A 26,295-nucleotide genomic window follows, 5' to 3' on the forward strand; every position below is an offset into this window, starting at 1 on the left:
GGGTCTCTCCTTGTCAGCCGTACAGTTTCTCGAAGGTGTCGCGGAAGGCCAGGCGGGCCAGTTCCCCGTCGCCGGCCGCGGCGGCGAGGCGGGCGCGCTCGCCCGCGTAGTCGCCCCACGGCTCGTCGCTGGCGAACAGCACCCGGTCGTGGCCGATGCCGCGCCGGTCGATCTCCTGGGCCAGCCAGCGCGGCGTGAATCCGATCGCCCAGGACAGGTCGGTGTAGACGCGCTTGCCGGCGGTGATCCAGTCGAAGAACCGCGCCCCGGCGAGCTTGATGTGGCCGCTCATGCCGCCGCCGAAGTGCACCAGGTGGACGGCGACCTCGTCGCCGTACCACTCAACCAGGTGGCCCACCTCGTCGATGTCGGAGGCGGCACCCGGCGAGGTGTGCACGTGCACCACCAGGCCGTGCAGGCGGGCCGCGGTGAAGATGCGGTCGAGCGCGGGCCGGCAGGCCGGGTCGGTGGGGCGCCCGCCCAGCAGGAAGCTGAGCTTCAGCGCGCGCACGCCGCTCTCGGCGGCCAGCGTCAGCGCCTCGGCCGTGCGCCGCTCGTCCTCGGGACGCGGTGAGACCCACAGGCCGCAGCGGATCCGGTCGTCGCGGGCCGCCGCCTCCAGGCAGAGCTCGTTGAAGGCGAACGCGACCCCGGGATCGGGCACTCCGTAGTTGGGCATCACCAGGGCGCGCTCGGTGCCCTCGGCGTCCAGGTCGGCCAGGAGTCGTGCGACGCTCGCGCGAGCGGTCGTGTCGGGGTTGACCGGAGGGCCCCCGTAGAACGGGTAGGCGGGCAGGACCCCGAGGTGGCGGTGGGCGTCGAAGACCATGTCATGTTCCCAGCAGCTCGGGGTGGACGAAGTAGCCGAGCGGCGCCGGTCCCGCGGCGCGCGGGGCGGGTACGGGACCTCCCGCGGCGGCGATGTGCCTGGCCAGGTGCTCGGCGTCGGCCGCCACCCCGGAGAAGCGGCCCGAGCCCCAGGTGTGTTGCCAGGGCAGCCCGAGGAAGTACAGGCCGGGGACCCGGGTGACGCCGCGCTCGTGGGTGGGGTAGCCGGTGCCGTCGAAGACCGGCACCCTGATCCAGCCGTGGTCGCGGCGGAAGCCGGTGCACCAGACGACCGAGGTGATCCGTCCGAGCTCCAGGGTGTCGGGCTCGAAGGCGGGCTGCCAGGGCGGCGTGTAGCGCTTCTCGGCGGGGGCGGAGATGCGGTGGAGGTCGATGAAGGCGTCGATGGAGTCCTTGACGCTCTCGCAGACCGCGTCGGCGTGGTCGAGGTTGCGTCGCAGGTCGGGGGCGAACCGCGCTGTGCCGCTTCCGGCGCCGTTCTCGACCGTGACCAGCCTGCCGTACAGGCTCATCCCCTCCAGGGCGAAGACTCGCAGGTCGATGTCGCGTCCGCCGTCGCGGCCGGTCACGTAGTGGTTGGCGCGGGCGCGGACGGCGTCGTGGTCGTCGAAGGAGTCGATGGGCCGGTCGTAGTGGCCCATCAGGTCCAGCCAGGCCACCACGTCCCTGCCCCGGTAGAAGCGGGCCACCCGGGGCGCGCCGCCGACCGACAGGTGCACGCGCCGCCCGGACAGATGCAGGTCCTCGGCGATCTGGCACCCCGACTGGCCGGTGCCGACGACCAGCACCTCGCCTGGAGGCAACTGCTCGGGATTGCGGTAGTCGCCGGAGTGGATCTGCGTCATGTGCGACGGGAACCGCTCGGCCACCCGCGGGATCACCGGGACCTGGTAGGGGCCGGTGGCGACCACGACCTGGCCCGCGGTGACCGTGCCCCGGTCGGTCTCCACGCGAAACCCCCGCCCGTCGGGGAGGAGGCGGGTGACGTTCACCCCCTCCAGCACCGGCGGGGAGAAGGAGGCGGCGTAGTCTTCCAGGTAGGCGACGATCTGGTCTCGGAGCATGAAACCGTCGTGGTCGTCGCCCGCGTAGGGGAACCCCGGCAGGCGGCACTGCCAGTTGGGCGTGACGAGGCAGAAGGAGTCCCAGCGCCGCGCGCGCCACTCGTTGCCCACGCGATGACGCTCGAGCACCAGGTGGTCGACGCCGTCCCGGCGCAGGCAGTGGCTCATCGACAGGCCGGCCTGGCCCGCGCCCACGACGACCACCTCGTGGTGACGGCCGTTCACCGCTCGAACCTCTCGACCGTCACCATGCCGGCACCGGCGAAACCGGCCGCCTTCCTTTCGATCTCGGCGAGCTGGCCGGCCGCGGCCGTGCACCCGAACCCGTACTTCTCGCGTACGCGCCCGCCGGCCGCCTCCAGAGCCTTGCCGCTCAGTGAGACGAATTCGGCGATTGGGTACGATTGTTCGGGATGAAGGAAGTCCTCGATGACGAGCGAGGGAGAATAACAGCGCTGTCGCGAGCCATCGGGCCATCTGACCTGGAAGTACATCTCAGGCATGCGAATCTCCACAGGGAAAAGCGGCCTTATCCGAATCGGCGGGCCTTTACCGCTGACGCCAGTTCAACCGGCGGACGTTGCCGACCTGTTTCATCCGGAACAAAACGCGATTGCTGTGGTCACACCAACTTCTCCACCGGTTGACAGTGAGGCGGGACGCGGTCCCGCCTGTTTCGATGACGGCCGGAACCCGTACCCGGGCCGGCCGGTACGCCGGCGTCGGGCCCGCCGCGCCGGCCCCCGAGCCGCACGGTCACGCCGAGAAGCGGGCGACCCACTCGCGGGCTCCGGGGAGGATCTCCTCCACCGGTGCCACGTGCGGGTACCAGGTGCGCTCCCACTCCAGGGAGACCCAGCCCCCGAAACCGCGCAGCAGCTCGCCGCACTCGTCGAGGGGGACCCCGCCCGCCCACATCGGCACCGGGGTCGTGTCGGCGGCCGACACCGCGTCCTTGATCTGCACGTACGCCAGATGCCCGGCCAGCGCCGCCAGGGTCTCCGCGGGCTCCTCGCCGTGCCGCCACGGGTGCAGCACGTCCCACAGCGCGCCCGCGGCACCGGGAACGTCCGCCGCGTCCAGCAGCCGCCCGACCGCGGCACCGGTCGGCATCGCGTCATGGGTCTCCACCAGCACCCGTACCCCTGACTCCACGCACAGGTCCGCGACCGCGCGCAGCCGCCGTGCCCCCGTCTCGACGTCGTCTCCTCCGGGGAACACCCGCACGGCGGGCGCGCCCAGGTCGGCGGCGAGAGCAAGATCGTCCCGCAGTGCCCGCACGACGGGTTCGTCCGGGCCCGCCGCGGCGATTTTGACGTATCCGGCGAGGGCGGAGACCTCCGGCCGGGCGGTCCCGGACGAGCCGCCGGCGGCGGGGCGCGCGGCGCCCGGCGCGCCGTCCCCGCCGTCACCCGGCGCCCCGGCCTCCTCCGGGCGGCCGCCCGGCGACCCGGTGTCCCGCCGGTGGGCACCCGGCGCCCCCGCGAGTGCCGGGTGCCCCTCCGACGGCCCGGCGAGGAGCGCGCGGACCTTCGCACGCCCTGCCGGGGAGAGCCCGGCGTGGACCCCGGTGTCGGGGTGGAGGCGGAGTTCGAGGCCGGCGCACCCGTACTCCACGGCCGTCGCGACGGCCTCGCGCAGGCCCTGCCCCGGCATGCCGAGCGTGCTGAACGCCAACTTCATCGAGGCTCCCTCGCCGCCGTTGCCCGGAAAGCGCTTCCCGAGCGAGTCCATCGTAGACGCCGCGTCATCCCGCCGCGCCGGGACTGCGGGGCTCCGCAGGGACTGCGGTGCTCCGGCGGGACTGCGGGACTCCGGCGGGCGAAGCCGCGGGGCGGGTCGCCCGCCGCACCGGATTAGGGTCGCGCGACTGGGGGGAGGCCTCAGGTGATGCCGATCGGGGGGCGCGGAGCCGGAGGAGCCCCGGACTCGCAGCGACATCGATCTTCTCAGCTGGAGAATCCCATGACTGGACGCGTATCGGCCCCGGGCGACCTCGGCCGCCGGATCGCCAGGCGACGCGAGGACCTCGGCCTCACCCGGGACGAGCTGGCGAGGCGCGCCGGGATCGATCCGGGCTATCTCGCCTACCTGGAGGACGCCGTGGCCTCGCCGAACACCGGCACCGTGAACCGCGTGGCCACCGCCCTGGACACCAGGCCCGAGGACCTGCTCGGCGGGAACGTCGATCTGCCGCCCGGCCGGGGCCGGCCGGGCTCCCGGCCTGAGCTGGAGAAGCTGGACCGGGACGAGTGCCTGCGGCTCATCACCCCCGGCGGGGTGGGGCGGATCGCCTTCGAGGAGATCGGCGGGCCGGTGATCCTGCCGGTCAACTACGCCCTGCACGGCAACTCAGTGATCTTCCGCACCGCTTTCGGCGGCCCGCTCGACGACGCTCTGCGCACCGGGGTCCAGGGGGTCGAGTCCAAGGTGGCCTTCGAGGTCGACCGGATCGACGACGCCGGCCGTGAGGGCTGGAGCGTGCTGGTGCGCGGCGGGGTCCACCACGTCTCCTCGGAAGAGGACCGTGCCGCCCTGGCGGCGCTGGGCGTCCGGCCGTGGGCGGGTGGCGAGCGAGAGCTGTACGTGAGGATCGCCGCCACCGAGGTCACCGGCCGGCGCATCCGGCGCGACCTGTGACTCCCGCGGAGACGGACGCTCAGTGCGTCGCCGCCCCGGGCCGATCTCCTCGCGCCCCCCGCGGCCGGTCCGCGTCCCGGTTTCCTTCCCGGGCCGAGAGGCCCGGGTTCCCTCGAAGGGCTCCGAAGGGCTCGGCCGACCTCAGATCTCCTTGATGACGCGGTGCAGGAGGGCCGTCGTCGCGGCCGGTTGCTCGGCTTCGATCCCCAGCCGGTTCATGACGTGCCAGTAGCGCTCGACGTCGGCGAGCTTGTCCAGGTAGAGGGCTCCGGTGAGCTGTTCGAGGTAGACCAGGTCGGGCAGCTCCCCCTCGGGGAAGCGCAGGATGGTGGCGGGGCCCGTCGCCGCGGCGGCCGCGCCGGCGCTGAACGGCATGACCTGGAGGGTGACGTGGCCGAGCTCGACGATCTCCGTGAGGTGCCGGAGCTGGTCGCGCAGCACCTTGGGGCCTCCGACGGGACGGTGCAGCACCGCCTCGTCGACGACGGTCCAGAGCGTGGCGGGCTCGGGCCGGGTGAGGAGCCGCCGGCGCGCCATCCGCAGGGCGACGCGGCGCTCGACCTCCGACTCGGGGGCGCCGGCGCAGGCGGGCCGGATGAGGGCGCGGGCGTACTCCTCGGTCTGCAGCAGCTCGGGGACGAACTGGACCTCGTAGCCGCGGATGAGGGAGGCGGCCTGCTCCAGCCCGAGGAAGGCGTCGAACCAGGGGGGAACCACATCGCCGTAGGCGTGCCACCAGCCGGGCCTGTTGGCTTCCGCCGCGAGGGCGAGCAGCGGGGCGCGCTCGTCGTCGGCGACGACCCCGTAGAGGGTGAGGAGATCGGCCACGTCACGCTGTTTGAAGCCGGTCCGCCCCAGCTCCAGACGGCTGATCTTGGAGTGCGACGCGCGGATCGCCTCCCCTGCCTCCTCGCGCGTGATGCGGGCGTTCTCGCGCAGCCGCCGGAGCTGCGCGCCCACCAGCATGCGGACCACGGTGGGCCCGGCCTGCCGGTGATCCGGGTTCTGGCCATCGGCTTGTTCGCTCATCGCCCGAACAACGCGCAAGTTCGCCCCCTTCGACCGCGACCGGTCGCCCAGTGAATGGTCGAGCTTTTCACGTCGGGGCCGTTCCCCGCAGTGAGACGAGAACACCGCGGCCCGAATTTAGGCCATTCCCATACGGAACAGCAGGTTCACCGGAACCCGGGCCACACCTCGGGCGGACGACATTCACCCGGCCGTACCGGTGAGCGTGGCGCCCGGAGAAGTCCGCGTCTCTTCTCCTGAGTTCTCCACTTTATGATTCCGAATCCTCATAATTGGTGATCTCGAATGGACTCCTCGGAGAGGAAGCCAGACCATGCCCGATATCGACCCCGTACGGGCGGGGGATCCCGAACGCGTGGGCGAGTACCAGGTCGTCGGACGGCTCGGGGATGACGTCTACCTCGCCACGGCCCCCTCGGGAGACCGGGTGGTCGTGCGCCTGCTCCCCGCGGACGTGAGCCCGGAGCGGTTCCGGGAGGCGATGGAGCCGCTGCGGGAGATACCCGCCTTCTGCACGGCGCAGGTCCTGGACAGCGGGCCGGACGGCGGGGTGGACGGCGACAGGCCGTACATCGTGAGCGAGTACGTCGACGGTCCCACGCTGCAGGAGGCGGTGACCTCCGAGGGCGTCCTGGGCGCGGCCGCGCTGCACCGGCTGGCCGTCGGGACGATGACCGCCCTGGTCGCCCTGCACCAGGCGGGTACGGTGCACGGCGACCTGCGTCCCGGTGCCGTGGTGTTCGGCCCCGACGGGCCACGGGTGATCGACCTCGGCATGGCGCGGGCGCTGGAGGCGACCGCGTCCAGCAAGACCCGGAAGGTCGACGTCCCCGCCTACAGCGCGCCGGAGAGGCTCATGGGCACCTCCCCCGGGCCTGAGGGGGACCTGTTCTCGTGGGGGGCGACCGTGGTCTTCGCCGCCTCGGGCCGCTCCCCCTTCGACGCCGGGACGATGTCGGGCACGGTCAACCGCATCGTCAACGACGAGCCCGACCTCGGCGCGCTCCCCGACGACCTGCGCGGGCTGGTCACGGCCTGCCTCGCCAAGGACCCGGCGCGGCGGCCGGCCGCGAGCGACGCCCTGCTCCGCCTGGTCGGCGGGTTCCTCACCTCCGACCAGGCGCCCCTCGATCCCTCGGCGTCCTCAGGGTCCTCCGCGACCGGCGCTCCCTCCACCCGGCCGCTGCGCCGCGCCCGGCCCGCGCTGCTGGCCGCGGGCGCGCTGGCCGTCGCCCTCGTCTCCGGTGGCGCGGTCTACCTGGCGGTGTCGGGAGACCCGGCGCCCGCGGCCGCCCCGCGCCCGGCCCGGAGCACCGCGCAGGGCGCGCTCGCCCCCGCCTTCACCCCCCAGCCCCAGCTCAGCCCGAACGTCACCACGGCGCCCTGGGAGTCGGTGGAGAAGACCACCGAGGACGTCGAGCTGCCGGGGACGGGCATCACCCTGCACGAGAGCCCGAAGGACCCGGTCAAGCTGGGCGGCTACGTGAACATCAAGGTGCCCTTCGCCTCGTTCGCCAGGGAGAAGGGGAAGGTGACGTTCAAACAGGTGGCCAGCGCCATGCAGCCGGTGTTGTCGCCGCAGGGCGACCTGGTGGCGCTGAACCCGATCGGGAAGTTCGCCGACTCGTCCTTCGACTACCTGAGGATCCGCGACCTGGGGAACGGCGCCCAGTTCGACGTCCCGACCGTCGAGCGGCCCAGGGAGGGGCACAACCCCGTGTGGTCGAAGGACGGCTCCAAGGTCCTGCTGTCGGTACGGGACACGGACGAGGAGAAGTCCGACGGGTTCGTGGTGGTGGACGTGGCGGCGCGCAGGGCCACCCACGTGCGCACCGAGTCCGTCGGAGCCGACACGTTTCCCGTCACGTTCGCCCCGGACGGCTCGGTCGCGCGGGGATACTACGACGGCAAGGGCCACGGGGTCGACTTCTACGGCCCGAACGGGCAGGCCACCCGGACGATGCACTGGGTCGGCCAGCCGCGCAACACCACCTGGTTCTCCCCCTCGGGCGCGCTCTTCGCCACGATATGCCCCAAAGGGAAGACCATATGCGTGTGGGACACGGTGAGCGGCCACCGGCGCTACACGATGGACATCAAGGAGAACACCCGCTTCGTGGGCTGGTTCAACAACAACCACCTGCTCCTCCAGAACCCCGCCAAGAAGGGTTCCAAGATCGAGGTGGTCGACCTGTACGGCAAGTCCGTCCGGGTCCTCGCCGACCTCGAGAAGGGCGACACCGCCCTCCTGAGCTTCACCGCGGCGGCCGGATGACCCGGGTCCTGCCGCCGGCTCCCGGCGATCCCGGCCACATCGGGCCGCACCGGATCACCGGCAGGCTCGGCCGCGGCGGGCAGGGGACGGTGTACCTGGCGGAGTCCCCCACCGGGGCGCGGGTCGCGGTGAAGGTGCTCGGCAGGGGCGGCGGCGAGCAGACCCTGGCGCGCTTCCACCGCGAGATCGAGCTGGCCCGCCGGGTGGAGGCCTTCTGCACCGCGCAGGTGCTGGAACACGGCGAGGCCGGCGGCATGCCGTACATCGTCAGCGAGTACGTCGACGGTCCCAGCCTCGCCCAGGTGATCGACGAGCGGGGACCGCTGCGCGGGGCCGAGCTGCGCAGGCTCGCGGTCGGGACCGTCACCGCGCTGGCCGCCATCCACCGGGCGGGCGTCGTGCACCGCGACTTCAAGCCCGCGAACGTGCTGCTCGCCCGCGACGGCCCCCGGGTGATCGACTTCGGCATCTCCCGCGCGCTGGACGCCACGGTGACGGCCTCCGACCACCTGGTCGGCACCCCTCCGTACATGGCGCCCGAGCAGTTCGACGGGCGCGAGGCGGGATCGGCGGCCGACCTGTTCGCGTGGGCGTCGACGGTGGTGTGCGCGGCGACGGGGGAACCGCCCTTCGGGACCGGCCCGGTGCCCGTGGTGATCCACCGGATCCTGAACGCGGAGCCCGTACTCGGTTCCCTGGACGACGAGCTGCGCGAGCTGGTGGGCGAGTGCCTGGCCAAGGATCCTCGGGCGCGCCCGGCGGCCATGCCGGCGCTGCTGCGGCTGCTGGGCCATCCGGCCGGGCGGACGTCGTACGGGACGGGTCAGGAGGCGCTCGGCGAGGGCCGCAAGCAGGCCGCTCCCCCGCCGGCACGGCGGCGCTCCTCGCGTCCGGTGGTCGCCGCCCTCGCCGCGCTGGCGCTCGCGGCGGCCTCCGGCGTCGCGGTCCTCGCGGTCCGGGCGGCGGGGACGGAGGAGCCCGCGAAGGTGGTCGCGAGCGGCCCGGAGGGCGCCCCCTCCCCGCCCGCGAGACCGCCGATCGGGACGATGCCCACCACCTCCACCACCGACCTGCGGATCCCCGGAACGAAGATCACCCTGAGGGAGAATCCCGCGGACACGGAGCGGGTCACCACCTACCGGGACTCGCGCAAGAGGGCCGGCGGCTCCCCCGTCTTCCTTCGGCGGGACGACACCGCGGAGTTCACGTTCCTGGGGACGTTCATGACCGCCGTGTCCGCGCCGGGAGGAGCGCGCGTCGCCGTCAACCCGGACAACAAGTTCACGCTGGAGGGGTTCGACCTGATCCGGCTGGTGGGTCCGGAGGGAGAACCGGAGACCCAGATCAGGACCGTCGACTCCCCGCTGACGACCTTCAACCCGCACTGGGACCGGAACGGGACGAGGATCCTGCTGACGATCTACGAGGGAATCGAGGAGGAGCAGCGCTCCCGGGGCTTCGTGATCGTGGACGTGGCCTCGCGCACGGCCCGCGTCTTCCGGGTGCGGGACGACGACCACCGCTCCGACTACGTCTGGGGCGCCGACGCGGCCTCGGTCCTGCACACCGGACCGGACGGGTCGGTCCGCTCCTACCGCCTGGACGGCACGCCGCTGCGGACGGTCCCGAAGGTGGGCCGTCTGGTCACGGACGACGTCCGGGCCACCTCACTCGGGACGGTCTTCACGACCCGCTGCCACGACAGGCCCCAGGACGTCTGCGTGTGGGACGCCGCCACGGCGGAGCGCAAGGCCGTCGTCCCGATCAGGAAAGGGATGGCCTTCAGCGGCTGGCTGGGCGACCGCCACTTCCTCGGCACCGTGACCGAGGGGAAGACCATGAAGGTCGTCCTGCTGGATCTGCGCGGGAAGGTCGTGCGGGTCCTCGCGGACGGCCCCGCCACGGAACTGAGCAAGATCGGCCTCTACTACACGCTCAAATGACGGGCTCCGCCGCGGTCCGGCCGCTCCTCGCCTCGTGGACCTCGCGCAGCAGCGCGGCCGCCGCCGCGCTCGTCGGGTCGCCCGTCACGGTGACGGTCTCCCAGGCCGGCACGGCCCCGGCGAGCCCGACGAAGCGCACCCGGTCGGTCTTGACCGCGAAGGACTGCGGCACGAGCGCGACGCCGAGCCCGAAGGTCACCAGGTCGAGCAGCGAGTGCACGTCGTTCACCTCCAGCGAGACGCGGCGTTCGACGCCCGCGGCGGCGAACACGTCGTCGACCAGGTCCCGGGTGCCCCAGTCCGGCTGGAAGTCCACGAACCGCTCCGCCGCCAGCTCCGGCAGCTCGACCTTCTCCCTGGCCGCGAACGGGTGGCCGGGCGCGCAGGCGAGCACGAGCGGCTCGTCCGCGAGCGGCCCGACCACGACGTCGTCGGGACAGCGGGCCGGGCGGGAGACGAACGCCAGGTCCAGCCGTCCGGCGCGCACCTGCTCGATCAGCTCGCCGGATCCCCCCTGGCGCAGCCGGATCTCCAGGCCGGGGTAGGCGGCGAGGAAGCGGGCGAGCACCGCCGGCAGGTGCACCGCGTGCAGGCACTGCAGCGAGCCGATGGCCAGGCTTCCGCGGAGCAGGCCCCGCACCGCCGCGACGGCGTCCCTGGCCGCGTCGGTCGCCGACAGCGCCCGCCGGGCCTCGACCAGCAGCGCCCTTCCGGCGGGCGTGAGCTCGACCTGCCGGGTGCTGCGCAGGAACAGCGAGGCGCCCAGCTCTCGCTCCAGCGAGCGGATCGAGGCCGACAGGCCGGACTGGGCGACGCGCAGCCGGTTGGCCGCCCGGGTGAAGTGGCACTCCTCGGCGACGGCGACGAAGTACTCCAGCTGCCGTAGTTCCATGATTCATCACCAGGATCGCTGAAAGGCATCAGTTTCTTCTATTGGACAGCTTAATCAGGGCAGGAGAGGGTGGATGCCGTACCAACCGATCTCCGAGGAGGAACTTCCATGCAGACACGCCGCATCGGCGACGTCCAGGTCAGCGCGATCGGTCTCGGCGGCATGCCGATGTCGATCGAGGGGCGCCCCGACGAGCAGCGTTCGGTCGCGGCGATCCACGCCGCGCTGGAGGCGGGCGTGACGCTGATCGACACCGCGGACGCCTATCACGTGGGCGCGGACGAGGTCGGTCACAACGAGTCCCTGATCGCCCGCGCGGTGGCCGGCTACGGCGGCGACACGTCCGACGTGCTGATCGCCACGAAGGGCGGCCACGTGCGCCCCGGCGACGGCTCGTGGACCTTGGACGGTTCGCCGGACCACCTGAAGAAGGCCTGTGACGCGTCGCTCGCCCGCCTCGGCGTCGAGGCCATCGGGCTCTACCAGTTCCACCGCCCCGACCCGAAGGTCCCGTACGCGGAGTCGGTCGGGGCGATCCGCGACCTGCTGGACGCGGGCAAGATCCGTTTCGCGGGCGTCTCGAACGCCGACCCCGACCAGATCCGGCAGGCCAACGAGATCCTCGGCGGACGGCTGGTGAGCGTGCAGAACCAGTTCTCGCCGTCGTTCCGCTCCAGCGAGCCCGAGCTGGAGCTGTGCGCGGAGCTGGGGATCGCGTTCCTGCCGTGGAGCCCGCTGGGCGGGATTTCGCGGGCCGGCGAGCTGGGGTCGCGGTTCGCCGTGTTCGAGGACGTCGCGCGGGCCCACGGGGTGAGCCCGCAGCGGGTGTGCCTGGCGTGGATGCTCGCCAAGGCGCCGGTGGTGATCCCGATCCCGGGCTCCTCGCGTCCGGAGACCATCCGTGACTCGGCCGGCGCGGTCGACGTGAAGCTGTCGGCCGAGGAGCTGTCCCGCCTCGACGCGGCCTGACCTTGAGCGGTCCGGCCTCGGCGCCTTGAAGCGATCCGGCCTTGACGCCTTGAAGCGGCCCGGCCTCGGCGCGGCCTGAAGAAGCGCGCTCCGGCCGGGCCGGCACCGCTCCGGTGCCGGCCCGGCCGTCCGCGTACGAGAGGCGTCTAGGAGGAGTAGACCTCGAACGAGGAGAGCTGCCCGGCGGGCCAGCCGGTGTTGCCGGTGATGTTCAGCCGCACGTACCTCTTCGTCGTCGCCGGGAAGGTGATGGTCACCGTGTTGCCGGTGGCCGGGTTGAAGGTGAGGCCCCGCGACGACACGAGGGTGTCGAAGGCGGTGCCGTCGGACGAACCGAGCACCGACAGCGTCTGGGTGCGCGTGCCCCAGGCGCTGGACGGCGGCAGCTTCAGCACCAGGCGCCCGACGGTGGCCTGCGCGCAGAGGTCGACGGTGATCGACTGGGGGAAGGTGTGGTTGGCGCTCTCCCAGTAGGTGTTCGCGTTGCCGTCGACGGCGTTGGCCGCCACGTAGTCCTGCGTGGTGCTGCTCGCGGTGATCGACTTGCCGCGGGCCAGGTCGCCGGTGCCCGGGGAGCACCCGGGCGGGGGCCCGGTCGTCGCGGTCACCGTGCCGGAGGGCGGCGAGGTGTTCTGCGCGGCGTCCCTGGCGACCACGTAGAAGCCGTAGGAGGTCGACGGCGTGAGGCCGGTGACGGTGAACGACGTTCCCGCGGTGCTGCCCACCTTGACGTCGGTGGCGCCCGCCTCGCGGTAGACGTCGTAGCCGGTCACCCCGACGTTGTCGGTGGCCGCGTTCCAGCCCACCGTGATGCTCGTGCTCGACGCCGGGACGGCACGCGCGGCGCCCGGCGCGGTCGGGGGCTGGGTGTCGCGCGTGCCGCCGGCCCTGCGGGTCTCGAACTCCGTCGCCCAGTACTTCGTCCGGTCCAGGTACGCGGTCTCCGCCGCGGCCCCCGTCCTGCCGTACGCGCCCTCGAACGTCTGGTAGCCGAAGCCGGCGGGCGGGGTGGAGTCGGCGGGCTCGATGGAGCTGCCCTCGTGCCATTCGTTGAACGAGGTGATGGAGACCCAGGTCGGCAGGCCGCCCTTGGCCGGGTCGAGGGCGTTGGACCACTCCAGGTCGTAGGTGGCGCCGTCGGCGCGGCCGAGGGTCGGGGTGGTGTTTCCGGGCACCGCGCGGTCGTCGATGTAGCCGGGGGCCACCGAGGGCGCCCAGATCAGGTTGTGCTGCTTGGCGTAGGCGCTCGCGTTGGCCCAGCCGGGCGCGGTGGCGCCGGCGATCCCGTCGTAGGTGTACATGCCGGAGAAGTGCGCGATCTTCGACGTGTCGGTGGTCTGGGCGAGCACGATGTTGCCCGCGGTGACCTGGTCGAGCGCGGCCCAGTCGGTGATCCTCAGGCTCTCGAACACGTAGAACGCCGCCCGGTTTCCGTGTTCGGCGTCACGGTAGAAGGCTGGGTGGGAGCCGTAGCGGGTGTTGATGTAACGGATGTCCTCGACGGTGGAGGCCGCCGTGCGCCCGCCGTACGGCTCCAGGTGCCAGGCGACCTTGACGCCGTACCGCGCGGCGGCGTCCATCACGCCCTGGGTGAGCCTGTCCTCGAAGCTGTCGCGGCCCCACCAGCTGTAGACGATGACGCCGACCCCGGCCTGCTTGATCCACTGCATGTGCCTGGTGACGGCGCCCGCGTAGTCGCCCGAGTCGTAGGCGCCCAGGCTGGGGTAAAGGTCGGCGCCCACGTCGCCGGGCGGGGTGTGGCCGCCCTGCTGCCAGTGCCGCCACTCACCGCTCGTCTGGAGATTGCCGTACCAGGAGTAGTAGAACAGGTGGACGTTGGAAGACTGCTCGGGGACGGCCGCGCCGCGCGCCGGGAGCGGTGCCTGGACCCCGGCCCAGCACAGGGCGGCCAGCAGGAGCGCGAGGACGATCTGGGCGCGTCGCCCGGTATGGCGTAAGCGGATGGCAGATCGGTCGGATGTCTTCATCGGCTGACCCTTCGTCACGCGGGGCCGGATCGCCGCGGCCGGCGGAGCGTACGGTCACCGCGATCCAGCCGGGTGGGGGGCGGAGAGGATACCGCCGTCGCCGGGAGGATCGGCGAACGGCGCTGTGCACACCATAAGATGGCGGACAGATGTCCGCAATGTTTCTACTTCTTTTCGCAAAAATATGCCTACAGCATGGCTTTGGGCGATATATCGACCGACAGAGACCGACAGGTGAGTCGGCCGGGACCGCGAGCGGGCACACCCTCCTGGAACAGTCCGATGTTTCTTTTCCAGCGTCGAAGGGTTTCCCACCGCCGCGAGGTCTCCCGGCGTCGCGGGTCTCCCGCGGTCCGGAGGTGCGGGGCGGCGGGGCGGCGGGGCATCCCAGACCCCGGGGAACCTGTGGTTTTTCGCAGGGGAACGCGGAGGGATCTCACAATGGTCCGGGCGGGACGATGTTCGTAACGTCGACTGGTGCCCGAATTCAAGATCATAAACGGCCCGCTCCCCCGGCGTCTCGCCGGCCGCCGCCCGGTGGCCCGCGCCGTCATGCTCGCGACGGCCCTCCTGACGGCGGCCTCGTTCGCGCCGGTCCCGTTCGCGACGGCGCCCTCGGCGCCTGCCCCGTTCGCGACGGCGCCCTCGGCGTCCTCGGCGTCCTCGGCGTCCTCGGTGTTCTCGACGTCCTCGGCATCATCGGTGTCATCGACGTCCTCGGCGGGGACGAACACCGCCCCCCGGGAGATCGGCCCCGCCTCCGTCGACCGCTTCGTGAACGCCTACCGGGAGGCGACCGGACTGCCCGGGGTCGCCGTCGCCGTCACCAAGAGGGACGAGGTCGTCCACGTCGCCGGCTACGGCCATACCTCCTCCGGCGAGCCCGTCACGGCGGACACCCCCATGGCGATCGCGTCGCTCAGCAAGTCCTTCACCTCCCTGGCCGTCATGCAACTGGTGGAGAAGGGAGCGGTCGGGCTCGACGAACCGGTGCGCGTCCGGCTCCCCGAGTTCGTGATGGCCGATCCGCGGGCGGCCCGCATCACCGTCCGCCAGTTGCTGGACCAGACCTCGGGCATGGCCGACGAGGCCTTTCCCGAGAGGAGCCTGCCCCAGCCCCGATCACTCCGCGAGGCCGTGGCGCGGCTGAGGGGGGCGAGGCTGGCCGCCGACCCCGGCACGCGGTGGAGCTACCACAACACCAACTTCCAGGTCGCCGCGCGACTGGTCGAGGTGGCGAGCGGCGTGCCCTTCGCCGGTTACCTCGAAAAACACGTGTTCGGCCCGCTCGGCATGCGGAACAGCACCACGATCGACACCGAGCGCGACCTCCCCGCGAGCGCTCGGGGCCACCTCCACCTGCTCGGCGCCACGCTCGCCCTTCCCGAGCCCCCGGGGTTCGGCAACGGCTCCGGCGGGGTGATCAGCAACGCGCGGGACATGGCCCAGTGGATGATCATGCAGAGCGGCGAGGGGGCCGGACCGGGCGGTGTCCGCGTCGTCTCCGCCGCGAGCGTCGCGGAGATGCGCGCTCCGTCCAAGATCAAGGACTCCTACGCCCTGGGCTGGGCGATCGGCACGACGAGAAACGGCTCGCCGGTCGTCGAGCACGGCGGCGACCTGCTCACCGCGACGGCCCAGCAGACGCTCCTGCCCCGGTCGGGGTACGGCATCGTGGTGATGGCCAACACCGGCACCGCGTACGCCGACAGCGACGCCGTCGCGGACGCGCTGGTCGCCATGGCCGAGGGACAGGAGCCCGAGGCGCCCCCCTCGATCCCCCCGTACCTGATCGTCGATCTCGCCATCGCGGCGGCCGCCGCCGTGACGCTCCTGCTGGCGGGCCGCGGGCTGGCCCGTTCCCGCCGGTGGGCGGCGCGGCGGGCCGGGCACCCGGCGTGGCGCGCGGCGGCGCGGCTGCTGCCGTACGCGCTGCCGGGGGTGCTGTGCCTGACGATCACCGACGTCTTCGGGATGCTGGCCAGGGGAAAGGACACCACCTGGACGCATGTGGCCTACATCTACCCGTCCTTCATGATCTGGCTCGTCCTCACCACCGGGGCCTGCGTGGTCCTGGTCGTCGCACGGATCGGCCACCTGGCCCGGGCGCGCCGGACGCCCGCGCCCGGCGCCGGGTGAGCGCACCGGGCACACCGGGCGCGCCGGGCACGCCCGGTGTGCCCGATGCGCCTAATGCGCCCGGTGCGCCCGGCGATCCCGACAGGCCCGCGAGAAGACCGGACCGGGTTCCGGCGGCGGTCCGGCGGGGATGACCGCTGCTCGGGCGGGATCAGCCGGCGGGCTTGCCGAACCAGCGGGAGAGGTGGTCGTCCAGGTCCTGCTGATCGTCGCCGATCCAGGCGACGTGGCCGTCGGGGCGTAGCAGGACGCACGGAACATCCAGTACCGCGGTGGGATCCGCGAGGTGGTCGACCCGGTCCGACCATCCGCCGGCGGTCAGGCGTTCGGTGCGGTCCAGCAGCAGGCCGCGGCCGCGACGCATCAGACCGTAGAGGCGGCCCTGTTTCACGTCGATGTCGCGCAGGCGGCGGCCGAGCAGGTGGGGGCCTTCGCCGAAGTCGTAGCGGATGCCGATCGCGGTGATCTTCTCGATCAGATGGCGGTTCACCTCGTCGAAGTCCATCAGTTCGGTGAGCAGCCTGCGCACGGCCCGCGGACCCGGTTCGGCGGACAGCAGTGCCGTCTGGGCGCGGGTGTTGTCCAGCACGTCCTCGGCGACCGGATGACGTTCGGCCTGGTAGGTGTCCAGCAGTGTTTCCGGCGCCCAGCCGCGGATCTGCGCGGCCAGTTTCCAGCCGAGGTTGAATGCGTCCTGAACGCCCAGGTTGAGACCCTGACCGCCGATGGGTGGATGGATGTGCGCCGCGTCGCCGGCCAGCAGCACCCGCCCGACCCGATAACGTTCGGCCAGCCGGGTGGCATCCCCGAAGCGGGACAACCAGCGCGGGGAGTGCACGCCGAAATCGGTTCCGGCGACGGTGCGCAACCGTTGCCGGAAATCTTCGAGGGTGGGCGGTTCCGTGCGGTCGCTGACTCCCGCGGCGGGGACGACGACGCTGTAGACCCCTTCGCCGAAGGGCCTGAGCCAGAACGGCCGGTGGGTCTCGCCGATCTCGGCCACCCTGGCGGCGACCTCCTCCTGCGGCACGCCCACCTTCATCTCGCCCATCAGCGTGTCGTTCCGCGAGGGCTCGCCGGGGAAACCGACGCCGAGCAGCTTGCGCACCGTACTGCGCGCGCCGTCACAGCCGACGAGGTAGCGCGAACGCAGCCGTTCCCCGCCGGCCAGCTCGACGGTCACGCCCTCGTCGTCCTGCTCGAAACCGGCCACCGCGCAACCGCGCCGCACCTGCGCGCCCAGTTCCTTCGCATGTTCTTCGAGCAGACGTTCGATGACCGGCTGCGGGATGCCCAGCAGATAGGCGTACGCGGAATCCAGGCCCTCGGGCGCGGGTTTGGGGATGGCGGCGAAGAAACCGGCGGCCGGACGCCGTCTTCCATGCGGAAGAACGCGATCCAGCAGCCCGCGCATCGCCATCAGCTCGAGACTGCGGATGTGCAGGCCGACTATGCGGACGAACGACGCGGGCTCGGTTTCCTTCTCCAGGACGAGTACCCGCACGTCGTGCAGCCGCAGTTCGGCGGCCAGCACCGCGCCGGTCGGCCCGCACCCGGCGATGATCACATCGAAGGTGAGGGGCGCGCGGCCGGCGCCGGAGGCCGGCGGCCGGAGAACTCCGGGGAGGTCGCCCACCGTGGAGTCGCGCCCGGCCCCGTCGTTCGACGGCGGCTCGGCGGTGACCTGCGAAGAGTGCATAGGTGTTGCCTTTCGGGAGTGCCTTGTTGTCGAGGCGCTCCCGGCGACACCTACGTCGATCGCCCGACCGTGACGGCAAGGGGGAGCACCCACATCGATACAGCGTTCATGGGTCTCACCTCCTCGGGCGATGTCGCGGCCAACCGCAAGCTACAAGCCCGACCATCCCCCCGTCCAACCCTTTTCCAGCCACGTGATCACGACTCCGGACGGGCCCGGGCGGCGGCGGGGCGAATCCGGCGCGGCGGCCCGGACCTCGGTGGGCGCCGCCCTGACGAGGGTCGCTCGTGGCCACCGCGCGAACCGGTCGCAGGCGATGACGACCGGCGCGCCGGATGACCGAGGCCGGACACCGCACGCCCGACGCCGTTCCGGTGGCGCGGAACCGCCCACCGAGCCGCGAAACCCGCGTCCCCTCCGCTCAGCCGTCCAGATAGCGCAGGATGGCCAGGACGCGCCGGCTGTAGCCGGGGGTGCGCGACAGCCCGAACTTGTCGAAGATCGCGTTGATGTGCTTCTCCACCGTGCTCTGCGACACGTGCAGACGCTCGGCGATCGCGGCGTTGACGAGACCCTGGGCCAGTTGCTCCAGTACCTGGGACTCCCGCCGGGTGAGCCTGCTCAGCGGGTCGGTGCGGGTGGTGCGGGCGAGCAGCCGCCGGACCACCTCCGGGTCGAAGACCGTCCCGCCCGCCCGGACCCGCTCCAGCGACTCCAGGAACTCGCCCACCTCGGTCACCCGGTCCTTGAGCAGGTACCCCAGCCCCTCGGGGGTTCCGGCGAGCAGCCGCGCGGCGTAGGCCGTCTCGACGTACTGCGACAGCACGAGCACGCCCACGTCCGGCCATCGCTCCCGGATCGTCAGCGAGGCCCGCAGCCCCTCTCCGGCCTGGCCCGGCGGCATGCGCACGTCCACGATCGCCACGTCGGGCCGGTGCCCGTCCACGGCCTCGAGCAGCCCCGCCGCGTCACCCACCGCCGCCACCACCTCGTGACCCGCCTCCTCCAGGAGACGGACCAGGCCCTCGCGGAACAGTACGGAGTCATCGGCGAGGATCAGCCGCATGACGGCTCCGGGCGTTCGGACCCGCCGCGGGGCAGCGTCGCCGTGACCCTGGTCGGGCCGCCGGGGGGACTGTCCACCTCGAAGGCGCCGTCCAGCGCCAGAACCCGCCGCTCCAGCCCGGACAGCCCGCCACCGGCGGGATCCGCCCCGCCCCGGCCGTCGTCGGAGATCTCCACGGTCATCGCGTGCTCGTCCTCGCTCAGGACCACCAGGACGCCACCGGCACCCGCGTGTTTCGCGGCGTTGGCGATGGCCTCGCGGGCCACGAAGTAGACGGCCGTCTCGATCTCCGACACCGGGCGTTCCGCGAGACCGTAGCGGACGGTCACCGGCACGCCCGCCCGTTCCGCCACCCCGGCCAGGGCCGCGCGCAGGCCCAGCTCGTCCAGCGCGGCCGGGTAGATCCGCCAGGCCACGCTGCGCAGCTCGTCGAGGAGGCGGCGCGACTCCGCGTACGCCTGGTCCACGAGGGCGGCGACCGCGGCCGGGTCGGCGCCGTGCCGAGCCCGGCCCAGCAGCATTCCCAGGGCCACGCCCCTCTGCTGGACGCCGTCGTGCAGGTCACGCTCGATGCGCCGCCGCTCGTCGTCGACGGCCCGCACGATGCCGCTGCGGGTGGCGGTCAGCTCCGCGATGCGGCGGCGCATCGCCTCCCGCTCCCCGGGACCGGCGAAGTACGCCGCCAGCCGCCGCTCCGCGGCCACCGTCGCCGCGCCGCACAGCGCGGCCAGACCCAGCAGGACCAGCCCGTAGGCGGTGCCCAGCGGCCCGCTGTCGACCGTCAGGCGCACGCCGGGATACCGCAGCGGGACCGGGGACGAGGAGCCGGAGAGCAGTTCCCCGGCGCCGCCGGCCAGGAACAGCAGGCCGACGAAGAGGGCGGTGAAGGTCAGAAGGCTCGCGAACGTGCCGAACGTCGCCCGCAGGGTGAGGTAGCCGTACGCGCTCCTCGCCGGTTCCCCGCCTGCGCCGTGGCCGGACCGCGTTCCGGTGCCGTGGTCGAAGCACGCCGCCAGCCGGGCGCGTTCCAGCGCGACCAGCCGTGCCGTTCCCGCCGCCGCGAAGCGCCGTGCGACGCGCCGGCCCGCGGGCCACGCCGCCAGGACCGCGAGCAGCCCGCCCGCGACGCACAGGAAGCCGAGCTCGGCGACACCCGTCACGCCCCCCGCGACCAGACCCGCGACGCGCCGGGCGGCCCGCGCGACCGGCGCCCCGGCCCGCGCGGATGGCACCGGCCACGGCATGACCTTCGTCCTCGGGGTCCTCGGGGTCATCGACATCAGACGAATTGTATTGACCTTCCTTGGCCTCTCGAAGACCACCGGCCTCGCCCCTCGAAGATCACCGGGAGGCGACATCGACCGCCGAAACCGGGCGATGCCGCGGCTCGGAACCGGCGGGGCCCGGACCGGAGGACCTCGGAACCCGATATACCGCCCGAGCGCTCACCGGAGGAGCCAAATACGTATACAAAGCACTCAAAGAGTCACCTGCAGTCGCGAATCGCTTTGACCGGCAACCAGGAATTGGTCATATTTGCGAAATGATTCATTTACGCCATCTCGCGGGAGCCGTCCTCGCGTCCGTTCTGCTGGCCGGTTCCGTCGCCGCCCCCGCGGCCGCCTCGACCCGGGAAACCGTCGCCGTCTCCTCGACCGAGGCCGCCGCGCGACCAGCCAACGGAAAGATCCTCTATGACCGCATCAGCGGCGGGCGGGGCACGCTGAAAATCAAGAACGGCGCCGGCAGGGACGCCGTCGTCACGCTGGTCCGCGGCAGGTCCAAGGCGATCAGCTTCTACGTCCGCGCCCGGTCGACGGCCTCCGTCCGCGACGTCAGGGACGGCACCTACACGATCTTCTTCACCTCCGGTCACCGGTTCAGCACCTCCCGGGGCAGGTTCACCGCTTCCCCCTCCTACCAGCGCTTCACCGGCAAGCTGAAATTCACCACGACCTCGTCCAGCTCGACCCTCTGGACCCTGACCCTCAACCCGGTCAGGGGCGGAAACGCCCGGACGACCGGCGTCAACCCGAACGACTTCCCCGCCTGATCCGGCCGTATCACCTGGCATGATCCGGCCTTGTCCGGCCTGATTCCTCCTGACCCGGCGAGGCCCGGCGGGATCCGGCCTCCCTCCCCCGTACGCCCATCGTCACGGCAACGCCCGCAGCGTCGCCGGAAGATCCGCCGGGCCGCCTTCCCCGGCGGGAAGGCGGCCCGGCGGCCGCTCGGCGTCGAACGGGACGGCCGCGCCCTTCGCGAGAGCTCCCGGCGCCGGAGCTCTCCGCTCCCAGCGAAGGACACGACGGCGAGCCAGGCGCCGCAGCACACCGTCGCGGGACGTACCTTGAACTGCACGGGTTGTTGTATCTGACCAGACCTGGGGAAGGTGTGAACGCCATGGAAGCCGCCACCGTGGAAGGCACCGTTGAGGTTGTCGAGGTTGAGGAAGAGGACCTGGTCCTGACCGACGACGACGAGGCGCCCGCAGCCCTGGAGGCGACCGTCGGGGCGAGCACCGACCCGGTCAAGGACTACCTCAAGCAGATCGGCAGGATCCCCCTCCTCAACGCCGAGCAGGAGGTCGAGCTCGCCAGGCGCATCGAGGCCGGGCTGTTCGCCACCGAACGGCTCAACGACGGCGACCGGCTCCAGCCCGACGTGCGCGCGGAGCTCGAGTGGCTCGCCGAGGACGGCCACCGGGCCAAGAACCATCTGCTGGAGGCCAACCTGCGCCTGGTGGTGTCGCTGGCCAAGCGCCACACCGGCCGGGGCATGCTGTTCCTGGACCTGATCCAGGAGGGCAACCTGGGGCTGATCCGCGCCGTGGAGAAGTTCGACTACACCAAGGGATTCAAGTTCTCCACGTACGCCACCTGGTGGATCAAGCAGGCGATCACCCGGGCGCTCGCCGACCAGGCCCGCACCATCCGCATCCCCGTGCACATGGTCGAAGTGATCAACAAGCTGGCGCGCGTGCACCGGCAGATGACGACCGACCTGGGCCGCGAGCCCACCCCCGAGGAGCTGGCCGTGGAGCTGGAGATGACCCCGGAGCGGGTCGTCGAGGTCCAGGGGTACGGGCGAGAGCCGATCTCCCTGCACAGCCCGCTGGGCACCGAGGGCGACAGCGAGTTCGGCGACCTCATCGAGGACTCCGAGGCGATCACCCCCGAGGACGCGGTGGCCTCCGCGCTGCTGCAGGAGCAGCTGCACACGATCCTGGAGGCGCTGTCCGAGCGTGAGGCCGGGGTGGTGGCGATGCGGTTCGGGCTCGGCGACGGCCGGCCCAAGACGCTGGAGGAGATCGGGCGCGCCTACGGGGTGACCCGCGAGCGCATCCGGCAGATCGAGTCCAAGACCATGACGAAACTGCGCCACCCCTCGCGCTCGCGGGCCCTGCGCGACTATCTGACCTGATCGGCCTCCCGGTCCCGCCGGGCGCCCGGGCCGATCACCGTCCGGGCCGCTCGGCGGGTGCCGTCACGACCCGTGCCGCGACCTGCGCGCGACGACTATCTCGGTGACGACCTCCTCCTGCCACTCCCCCGACGGGTTCGCCGCGGCCAGCGCCTCGCGCACCGCCTCGGTGAACGCGGGCAGGCGCTCGCCGAGGCGCGCGGGCGAGGAGTAGGAGAACGACAGCTGCAACCCCACGATGTCGTCGGCGGACTGCCGGGCCGTGCGGGTGAAACACCGGGACTCCAGCCGGTGGAACGCCGACTCGCGCAGCATCTCCTGGTGGTGCCGCCCGCTCTGGGCGTACTCCTCGCTGTTCGCCCGCCACTCCAGGCCGAACGTCTGCCGTACGGCCTGCACCACCGGCTCCCAGGGCGGCTCGACCGGGTCGGTGGTGGGTCCGGCGATGACGACCGCGCCGTGCGCGGGGAGCAGCCCGTCGAAGTACCGGAGCACCCGCTCGCGCTCCATCCAGTGGAAGGACCGGCCCATGACGACGTGGTCGACCGGGCCGAGCGGCAGCTCCCCGAGCGTCGAGGAGTCGCCCCGCAGCCAGCGGATGCCGGGCGTGCCCCGCCGGGCCCCCTCGGCGAGCATCTCCTCGCTGGGGTCCACGGCCAGGATCTCCCCGGCACGGGACGCGAGGGGGATCGCCAGCGTGCCCGGACCGCACCCGAGGTCCAGCACCCGTACCCGGTCGTCGAGGTCCAGCATGTCCGCGATGTAGTCGATGATCTCTGCTTCGTAGCCGTGCCGGTAACGCGCGTAGTAGGTGGCGGCACCCGCGAACAGTTCGCTCCGAGAGATCATGAGAACCAGTCTAAACACGCCCTCCCGGGAACCGGAGAGCCTCGACCGGGCCGTTAGGGGACCCCTGAACAGCGGAGGACGCCGTTCGCCACGCTGCCGGAGACACGCGTCCCGTTCGGCGCGCCGGGAGGGTCACGCCCGGTCCGGGACACCGGGAGGGCCGCGTCCCGTTCAGGGCGTCCGGGAGCCGGGGGGAACGACCCTGCCGAGTCCCCAGGCGACGAGGCCGGTGATCGCTCCGACGATCACACCGGTGAAGACACTGCTGATCGCGGCGAAGAGACGCAGGATCGCGGACTGCGTGGCCGCATCAAGGTCGCTCAGGTTCCCGCCGAGCGCGGGCGGGTCGCCGCCGAACGCGGAGTTCCAGAGCAGCTGATGTCCCGCGGCCAGGATGACGCCGTGGAACAGGCCCACGACGAGGAGGGTGAGGAAGGGGTTGGGCACCCGTTTCCAGAGGGCGACGGCGATCCAGACGACCGGAGGTACGAAGACGAACAGGGCGTTCACGAAGGTACCCTCGTGGATGACGTCCAGGTCGTGAAGCACGACCCGGGGCGCCGCGAGAAGAGCGAGTCCGATCACGGCGAGCACGGGAAGTCCGAGAACCGGGCGTCCCGGGGCGAGCGGTTGACGCGGCCGGGTGTTTCGAGAGGTCATGGCCTCACGCTAGGAAGCGTCCGGGACGCGGCACATCCGTCTCCGGTCTCGATGCCGGTACGTCGAGAGGCGACCGTCGGCGTAGCCTCACACGGGACGCGGAGCGACGAGACGGCGCCGTAGGGTGAATTCATGATCGAAGAGCGGTACGGGCAGGCGCGGAGGAGGCTTCCGCCCTGGGCGGTCGACGCCCTGATCGGCGCGGGCGTCACCCTCATCGTGTCGGTCGTCATCTCCGCAGGCCAGGGAGGACGGCAGGGCCCCGACGCGATCGCCCACCTGTGGGCCGTGGGGCTGGGGGCGCTGATGCTCGTCCGGCGACGCCACCCGGTGGCCGTGCTCGCCGTGACCGCCCTGGGACTGTTCGCCTACTACGCCGCCGGCCATCCGGCCGTCGGGCTCGCGGTCCCCGTCGCCGCGGCGCTGTTCTCGGCGGCCGAGTTCGGCCGTCTCGTCCACGCCGTCGTCACCGCCACCGTCGTGATCGCGGTCTCTCTGTTCTTCCGCCTGGCCGAGGGAGATGATTTCTCGTTCGTCGTCGGGTACGAACTGGCCGGGCACATCCTGCTCATGGCCGCGGCGATCGCCCTGGGAGACAGCCTGAGATCGCGGCGGAACGCGCAGGCGGGAGCGAGACGGATCGCCGAGCTCACCGCCCAGCGGTACCGGCAGGAAGCGGGCGCCCGCCTGCACGCCGAACGCCTGGCCATCGCGCGTGATCTGCACGACTCGATCGGCCACACGACCTCCGTGATCTCCCTGCACGCCGATGTCGCCCGCGAGTCGCTCGGCCGCGACGAGTCGCAGACCCGGGCGGCCCTCGACCTGATCAAGTCCACCACCATCCGCACGATGGGCGAGCTGCGCAGAACCGTCGCCCTGCTGCGCACCCCGGACGAGGACGCGAGGTCGGTCGTCTCGTTGTCGAGCGTCGGCACGCTCCGCGAGAACGCCGCGGCCGCGGGAATCGAGATCGACATCGAGATGCGCGTCACCTCCGAGCTTCCCGCGACGGTGGACGCCTCGGCGTTCAGAATCGTCCAGGAGGCGGTCACCAACATCGTCAAGCACTCCCGCGGCACCCGTGCCCGCATCACCGCGCTCGACGACGGCGCGGTCCTGCGTCTGTCCGTCGTCGACGACGGTCCCGGTCAGGTCCGCGACAGCGGCCCGGATCACGGCAGCGGCTCAGGCGACGGGCACGGCGACGGCGACGGTGTCGGTCTCGGCGACGGGCACGGCGTCGGCCCGGGACACGGCATCGCCGGGATGCGTGAGCGGGCCGAGACCCTCGGCGGCACCCTGACGGCCGGACGCGAGTCCGCGGGATTCGCGGTCCGGGCCGTCCTCCCTCTGGAGCGGACGTCATGATAGGCGTGGTCATCGTCGACGATCAGGAGCTCGTGCGCGCGGGACTGCGGACACTCCTCGAGAACGATCCGGGCATCACCGTCGTCGGCGAGGCCTCGGAGGGACGTGCCGCGCTCTCCCGCGTACGGGAGTTCCATCCTGACGTCGTGCTCATGGACATCCGCATGCCCGGCATGGACGGGCTCGAGGCGACCGCGGCCATCAGCGCCGACGAGTCCCTGAGGGGCTCGCGGGTGCTGATCCTGACCACGTTCGACGACGAGGAGGACATCGTCGAGGCCGTCACCGTGGGAGCCGCCGGTTACCTTCTCAAGGACACACCGTCGGAGGACCTCCGCAAGGCGGTGCGCACGGCCGCGGGAGGCGGCAACGTGCTCTCCCCCGCGATCGCCCGGCGCGTCATGGAACGTCTCGCCCGGGCCCCGCGACCGCCCGAGCCGGACCCGCGGCTGGCCACTCTGACCGCACGGGAACTCGCCGTCCTGGCCCGCATCGGCCATGCCGAGACCAACGACGGGATCGCCGCCGCGCTCTTCATCAGCCCGGCCACCGTACGCACCTACGTCAGCCGGATCCTGACCAAGCTCGACGCGCGGGACCGCACGGCGCTGGCCGTCATCGCTCACCGTTCCGGGCTCGGTACCGGCGAGGACCTCCGCCGGTGGTGACCGCAGGCCGATTCGGGAGATGTGGATCGTGCGAGTCCTACGGGGTGCCGCCCCGGGCGGCGCGGCGGCGCTCGGTGAGCCGCCGGGCCTTGGCCGTGTTGCCGCAGTCGGCCATGCGGCACCAGCGGCGGGAGCCGTTGCGGCTCTGGTCGAGGAACAGCCATCCGCAGCCGCCGTCGCGTATTGGGCAGCGGCGTAGCCGGGGCAGGTCGGCCGTCCGCAGGACGTCGAGTGCGGCCTCGGCGACCCGGTCGGGTATCAGCATGGCGGGTATCGTGCCGTAGGTGAGCCGCACCTGCGGCGGGTCGCCTCTGTCGAGCACAAGCGCGGCTCTGGCAGCCGCCCCGGCCCATCGCTCGTGCAGCACGACCAGCGCGGCCCCGGCCGCGATCGGATCCCCCTCGCCCGCGTCGTCCTCCGGCCCGCCGTCGGCGGGCCGGATCGTCGCGAGCACCACGAGGTGCAGCCCTTCCCGGATGTCCCGTACGGTGGCCAGCCCCGCCTGCGCCGACGCGGGATCGTCGTGCCACGCCTGGCCGGCCCGATCGCGCTCCGCGTCGCTGATCAGGCCTGCCCTGGCCGCCCAGCGCAGCAACGCGGGGGCGTCGGACAGATAGTCGTGGGGCGGCCCGCCGTCGAGCGGTGCCCCTCGTTCGAGCGTGTTGACCAGATCGAGCGCGGGGTGCCCGCCGACCAGGGGAAGGTGTCCCACGTCGAGTGACATGCCCTTGATGCTACCCCTCAAGGCAGGAAAGGAGGTTGCACGGTTCG

21 protein-coding genes and 1 pseudogene are annotated in these 26,295 nt (G+C 72.2%); 9 read left to right on the forward strand and 13 right to left on the reverse strand.

The window, feature by feature from the left end; translation table 11 throughout:
* Positions 1-13: 13 nt before the first annotated feature.
* The 4 genes from AB0G15_RS30075 to AB0G15_RS30090 form a co-directional block, all read right to left on the reverse strand.
* On the reverse strand, positions 14-829 hold the full coding sequence (locus tag AB0G15_RS30075; protein WP_362846213.1) for an amidohydrolase family protein: 816 nt from the start codon (positions 827-829) through the stop codon (positions 14-16).
* Position 830: 1 nt separating this feature from the next.
* A complete protein-coding gene (locus tag AB0G15_RS30080; RefSeq protein WP_362846215.1) occupies positions 831-2,138 on the reverse strand; it encodes an MSMEG_0569 family flavin-dependent oxidoreductase in 1,308 nt (435 codons plus the stop codon).
* Positions 2,135-2,416, reverse strand: coding sequence for an MSMEG_0570 family nitrogen starvation response protein (locus AB0G15_RS30085; protein ID WP_362846217.1), 282 nt, complete (start codon positions 2,414-2,416; stop codon positions 2,135-2,137). Before AB0G15_RS30085 ends, AB0G15_RS30080 begins: the two co-directional genes overlap by 4 nt.
* A gap of 253 nt (positions 2,417-2,669) precedes the next feature.
* Complete coding sequence (locus AB0G15_RS30090; RefSeq protein WP_362846219.1) at positions 2,670-3,596, reverse strand: TIM barrel protein; 927 nt, start codon at positions 3,594-3,596, stop codon at positions 2,670-2,672.
* Between the two features lie 282 nt (positions 3,597-3,878).
* Between AB0G15_RS30090 and AB0G15_RS30095 the strand changes: the two genes are divergently transcribed.
* Complete coding sequence (locus AB0G15_RS30095) at positions 3,879-4,553, forward strand: pyridoxamine 5'-phosphate oxidase family protein (RefSeq protein WP_362846221.1); 675 nt, start codon at positions 3,879-3,881, stop codon at positions 4,551-4,553.
* A 141-nt stretch (positions 4,554-4,694) separates the two neighbouring features.
* On the opposite strand, the gene AB0G15_RS30100 is transcribed toward AB0G15_RS30095, so the two are convergent.
* On the reverse strand, positions 4,695-5,582 hold the full coding sequence (locus tag AB0G15_RS30100; protein ID WP_362846223.1) for a helix-turn-helix transcriptional regulator: 888 nt from the start codon (positions 5,580-5,582) through the stop codon (positions 4,695-4,697).
* A 313-nt stretch (positions 5,583-5,895) separates the two neighbouring features.
* Between AB0G15_RS30100 and AB0G15_RS30105 the strand changes: the two genes are divergently transcribed.
* Positions 5,896-7,857 (forward strand): WD40 repeat domain-containing serine/threonine protein kinase, encoded by a 1,962-nt coding sequence (locus tag AB0G15_RS30105; protein ID WP_362846225.1) that lies wholly within the window; start codon positions 5,896-5,898, stop codon positions 7,855-7,857.
* Positions 7,854-9,800, forward strand: coding sequence for a serine/threonine-protein kinase (locus AB0G15_RS30110; RefSeq protein ID WP_362846227.1), 1,947 nt, complete (start codon positions 7,854-7,856; stop codon positions 9,798-9,800). Before AB0G15_RS30105 ends, AB0G15_RS30110 begins: the two co-directional genes overlap by 4 nt.
* Here AB0G15_RS30110 and AB0G15_RS30115 read toward each other — a convergent pair.
* On the reverse strand, positions 9,793-10,692 hold the full coding sequence (locus tag AB0G15_RS30115) for a LysR family transcriptional regulator (RefSeq protein ID WP_362846229.1): 900 nt from the start codon (positions 10,690-10,692) through the stop codon (positions 9,793-9,795). The genes AB0G15_RS30110 and AB0G15_RS30115 overlap by 8 nt on opposite strands.
* A 108-nt stretch (positions 10,693-10,800) precedes the next feature.
* Between AB0G15_RS30115 and AB0G15_RS30120 the strand changes: the two genes are divergently transcribed.
* A complete protein-coding gene (locus AB0G15_RS30120) occupies positions 10,801-11,661 on the forward strand; it encodes an aldo/keto reductase (protein ID WP_362846231.1) in 861 nt (286 codons plus the stop codon).
* A 146-nt stretch (positions 11,662-11,807) separates the two neighbouring features.
* Here AB0G15_RS30120 and AB0G15_RS30125 read toward each other — a convergent pair whose 3' ends face one another.
* Entirely contained in the window at positions 11,808-13,649 is a 1,842-nt protein-coding gene (locus AB0G15_RS30125; protein WP_362846233.1) for a discoidin domain-containing protein, read from the reverse strand.
* A gap of 477 nt (positions 13,650-14,126) precedes the next feature.
* Between AB0G15_RS30125 and AB0G15_RS30130 the strand changes: the two genes are divergently transcribed.
* Positions 14,127-15,788, forward strand: coding sequence for a serine hydrolase domain-containing protein (locus tag AB0G15_RS30130; protein WP_362846235.1), 1,662 nt, complete (start codon positions 14,127-14,129; stop codon positions 15,786-15,788).
* 151 nt (positions 15,789-15,939) lie between these two features.
* Here the strand turns inward: AB0G15_RS30130 and rox are convergent, their stop codons facing one another.
* The 3 genes from rox to AB0G15_RS30145 form a co-directional block, all read right to left on the reverse strand.
* Positions 15,940-17,487: a rifampin monooxygenase gene (gene rox, locus AB0G15_RS30135; RefSeq protein ID WP_362846237.1), complete on the reverse strand. Its 1,548-nt coding sequence runs from the start codon at positions 17,485-17,487 to the stop codon at positions 15,940-15,942.
* Positions 17,488-17,908: 421 nt separating this feature from the next.
* Positions 17,909-18,553: a response regulator transcription factor gene (locus AB0G15_RS30140; RefSeq protein WP_362846239.1), complete on the reverse strand. Its 645-nt coding sequence runs from the start codon at positions 18,551-18,553 to the stop codon at positions 17,909-17,911.
* A complete protein-coding gene (locus AB0G15_RS30145) occupies positions 18,544-19,833 on the reverse strand; it encodes a histidine kinase (RefSeq protein ID WP_362846242.1) in 1,290 nt (429 codons plus the stop codon). The genes AB0G15_RS30140 and AB0G15_RS30145 overlap by 10 nt, the downstream gene beginning before the upstream one ends.
* Positions 19,834-20,096: 263 nt before the next feature.
* On the opposite strand from AB0G15_RS30145, the gene AB0G15_RS30150 reads away from it, so the two are divergent.
* Both AB0G15_RS30150 and AB0G15_RS30155 read left to right on the forward strand, forming a co-directional pair.
* The gene (locus AB0G15_RS30150; RefSeq protein ID WP_362846244.1) at positions 20,097-20,606 is read left to right on the forward strand and encodes a hypothetical protein; all 510 of its coding nucleotides are present in this window, start codon (positions 20,097-20,099) and stop codon (positions 20,604-20,606) included.
* A gap of 389 nt (positions 20,607-20,995) precedes the next feature.
* Positions 20,996-21,976: pseudogene (locus AB0G15_RS30155) on the forward strand (RNA polymerase sigma factor); the annotation flags it as partial.
* A 63-nt stretch (positions 21,977-22,039) separates the two neighbouring features.
* Here the strand turns inward: AB0G15_RS30155 and AB0G15_RS30160 are convergent.
* Both AB0G15_RS30160 and AB0G15_RS30165 read right to left on the reverse strand, forming a co-directional pair.
* Positions 22,040-22,825, reverse strand: a complete 786-nt coding sequence (locus AB0G15_RS30160) for a class I SAM-dependent methyltransferase (protein WP_362846246.1) — start codon at positions 22,823-22,825, stop codon at positions 22,040-22,042.
* A 171-nt stretch (positions 22,826-22,996) separates the two neighbouring features.
* A complete protein-coding gene (locus tag AB0G15_RS30165) occupies positions 22,997-23,485 on the reverse strand; it encodes a hypothetical protein (RefSeq protein ID WP_362846248.1) in 489 nt (162 codons plus the stop codon).
* Positions 23,486-23,617: 132 nt separating this feature from the next.
* Between AB0G15_RS30165 and AB0G15_RS30170 the strand changes: the two genes are divergently transcribed.
* Positions 23,618-24,856: a histidine kinase gene (locus AB0G15_RS30170; RefSeq protein WP_362846250.1), complete on the forward strand. Its 1,239-nt coding sequence runs from the start codon at positions 23,618-23,620 to the stop codon at positions 24,854-24,856.
* A complete protein-coding gene (locus AB0G15_RS30175) occupies positions 24,853-25,524 on the forward strand; it encodes a response regulator transcription factor (protein ID WP_362846252.1) in 672 nt (223 codons plus the stop codon). Before AB0G15_RS30170 ends, AB0G15_RS30175 begins: the two co-directional genes overlap by 4 nt.
* Before the next feature lie 37 nt (positions 25,525-25,561).
* Here the strand turns inward: AB0G15_RS30175 and AB0G15_RS30180 are convergent, their stop codons facing one another.
* Positions 25,562-26,248 carry a CGNR zinc finger domain-containing protein gene (locus AB0G15_RS30180; protein WP_362846254.1) on the reverse strand — a complete coding sequence of 229 codons (687 nt, stop codon included), beginning with the start codon at positions 26,246-26,248 and terminating at the stop codon, positions 25,562-25,564.
* Between the last annotated feature and the right edge of the window lie 47 nt (positions 26,249-26,295).

This window comes from Streptosporangium sp. NPDC023825, from assembly GCF_040639575.1.
GTDB lineage: Bacteria > Actinomycetota > Actinomycetes > Streptosporangiales > Streptosporangiaceae > Streptosporangium.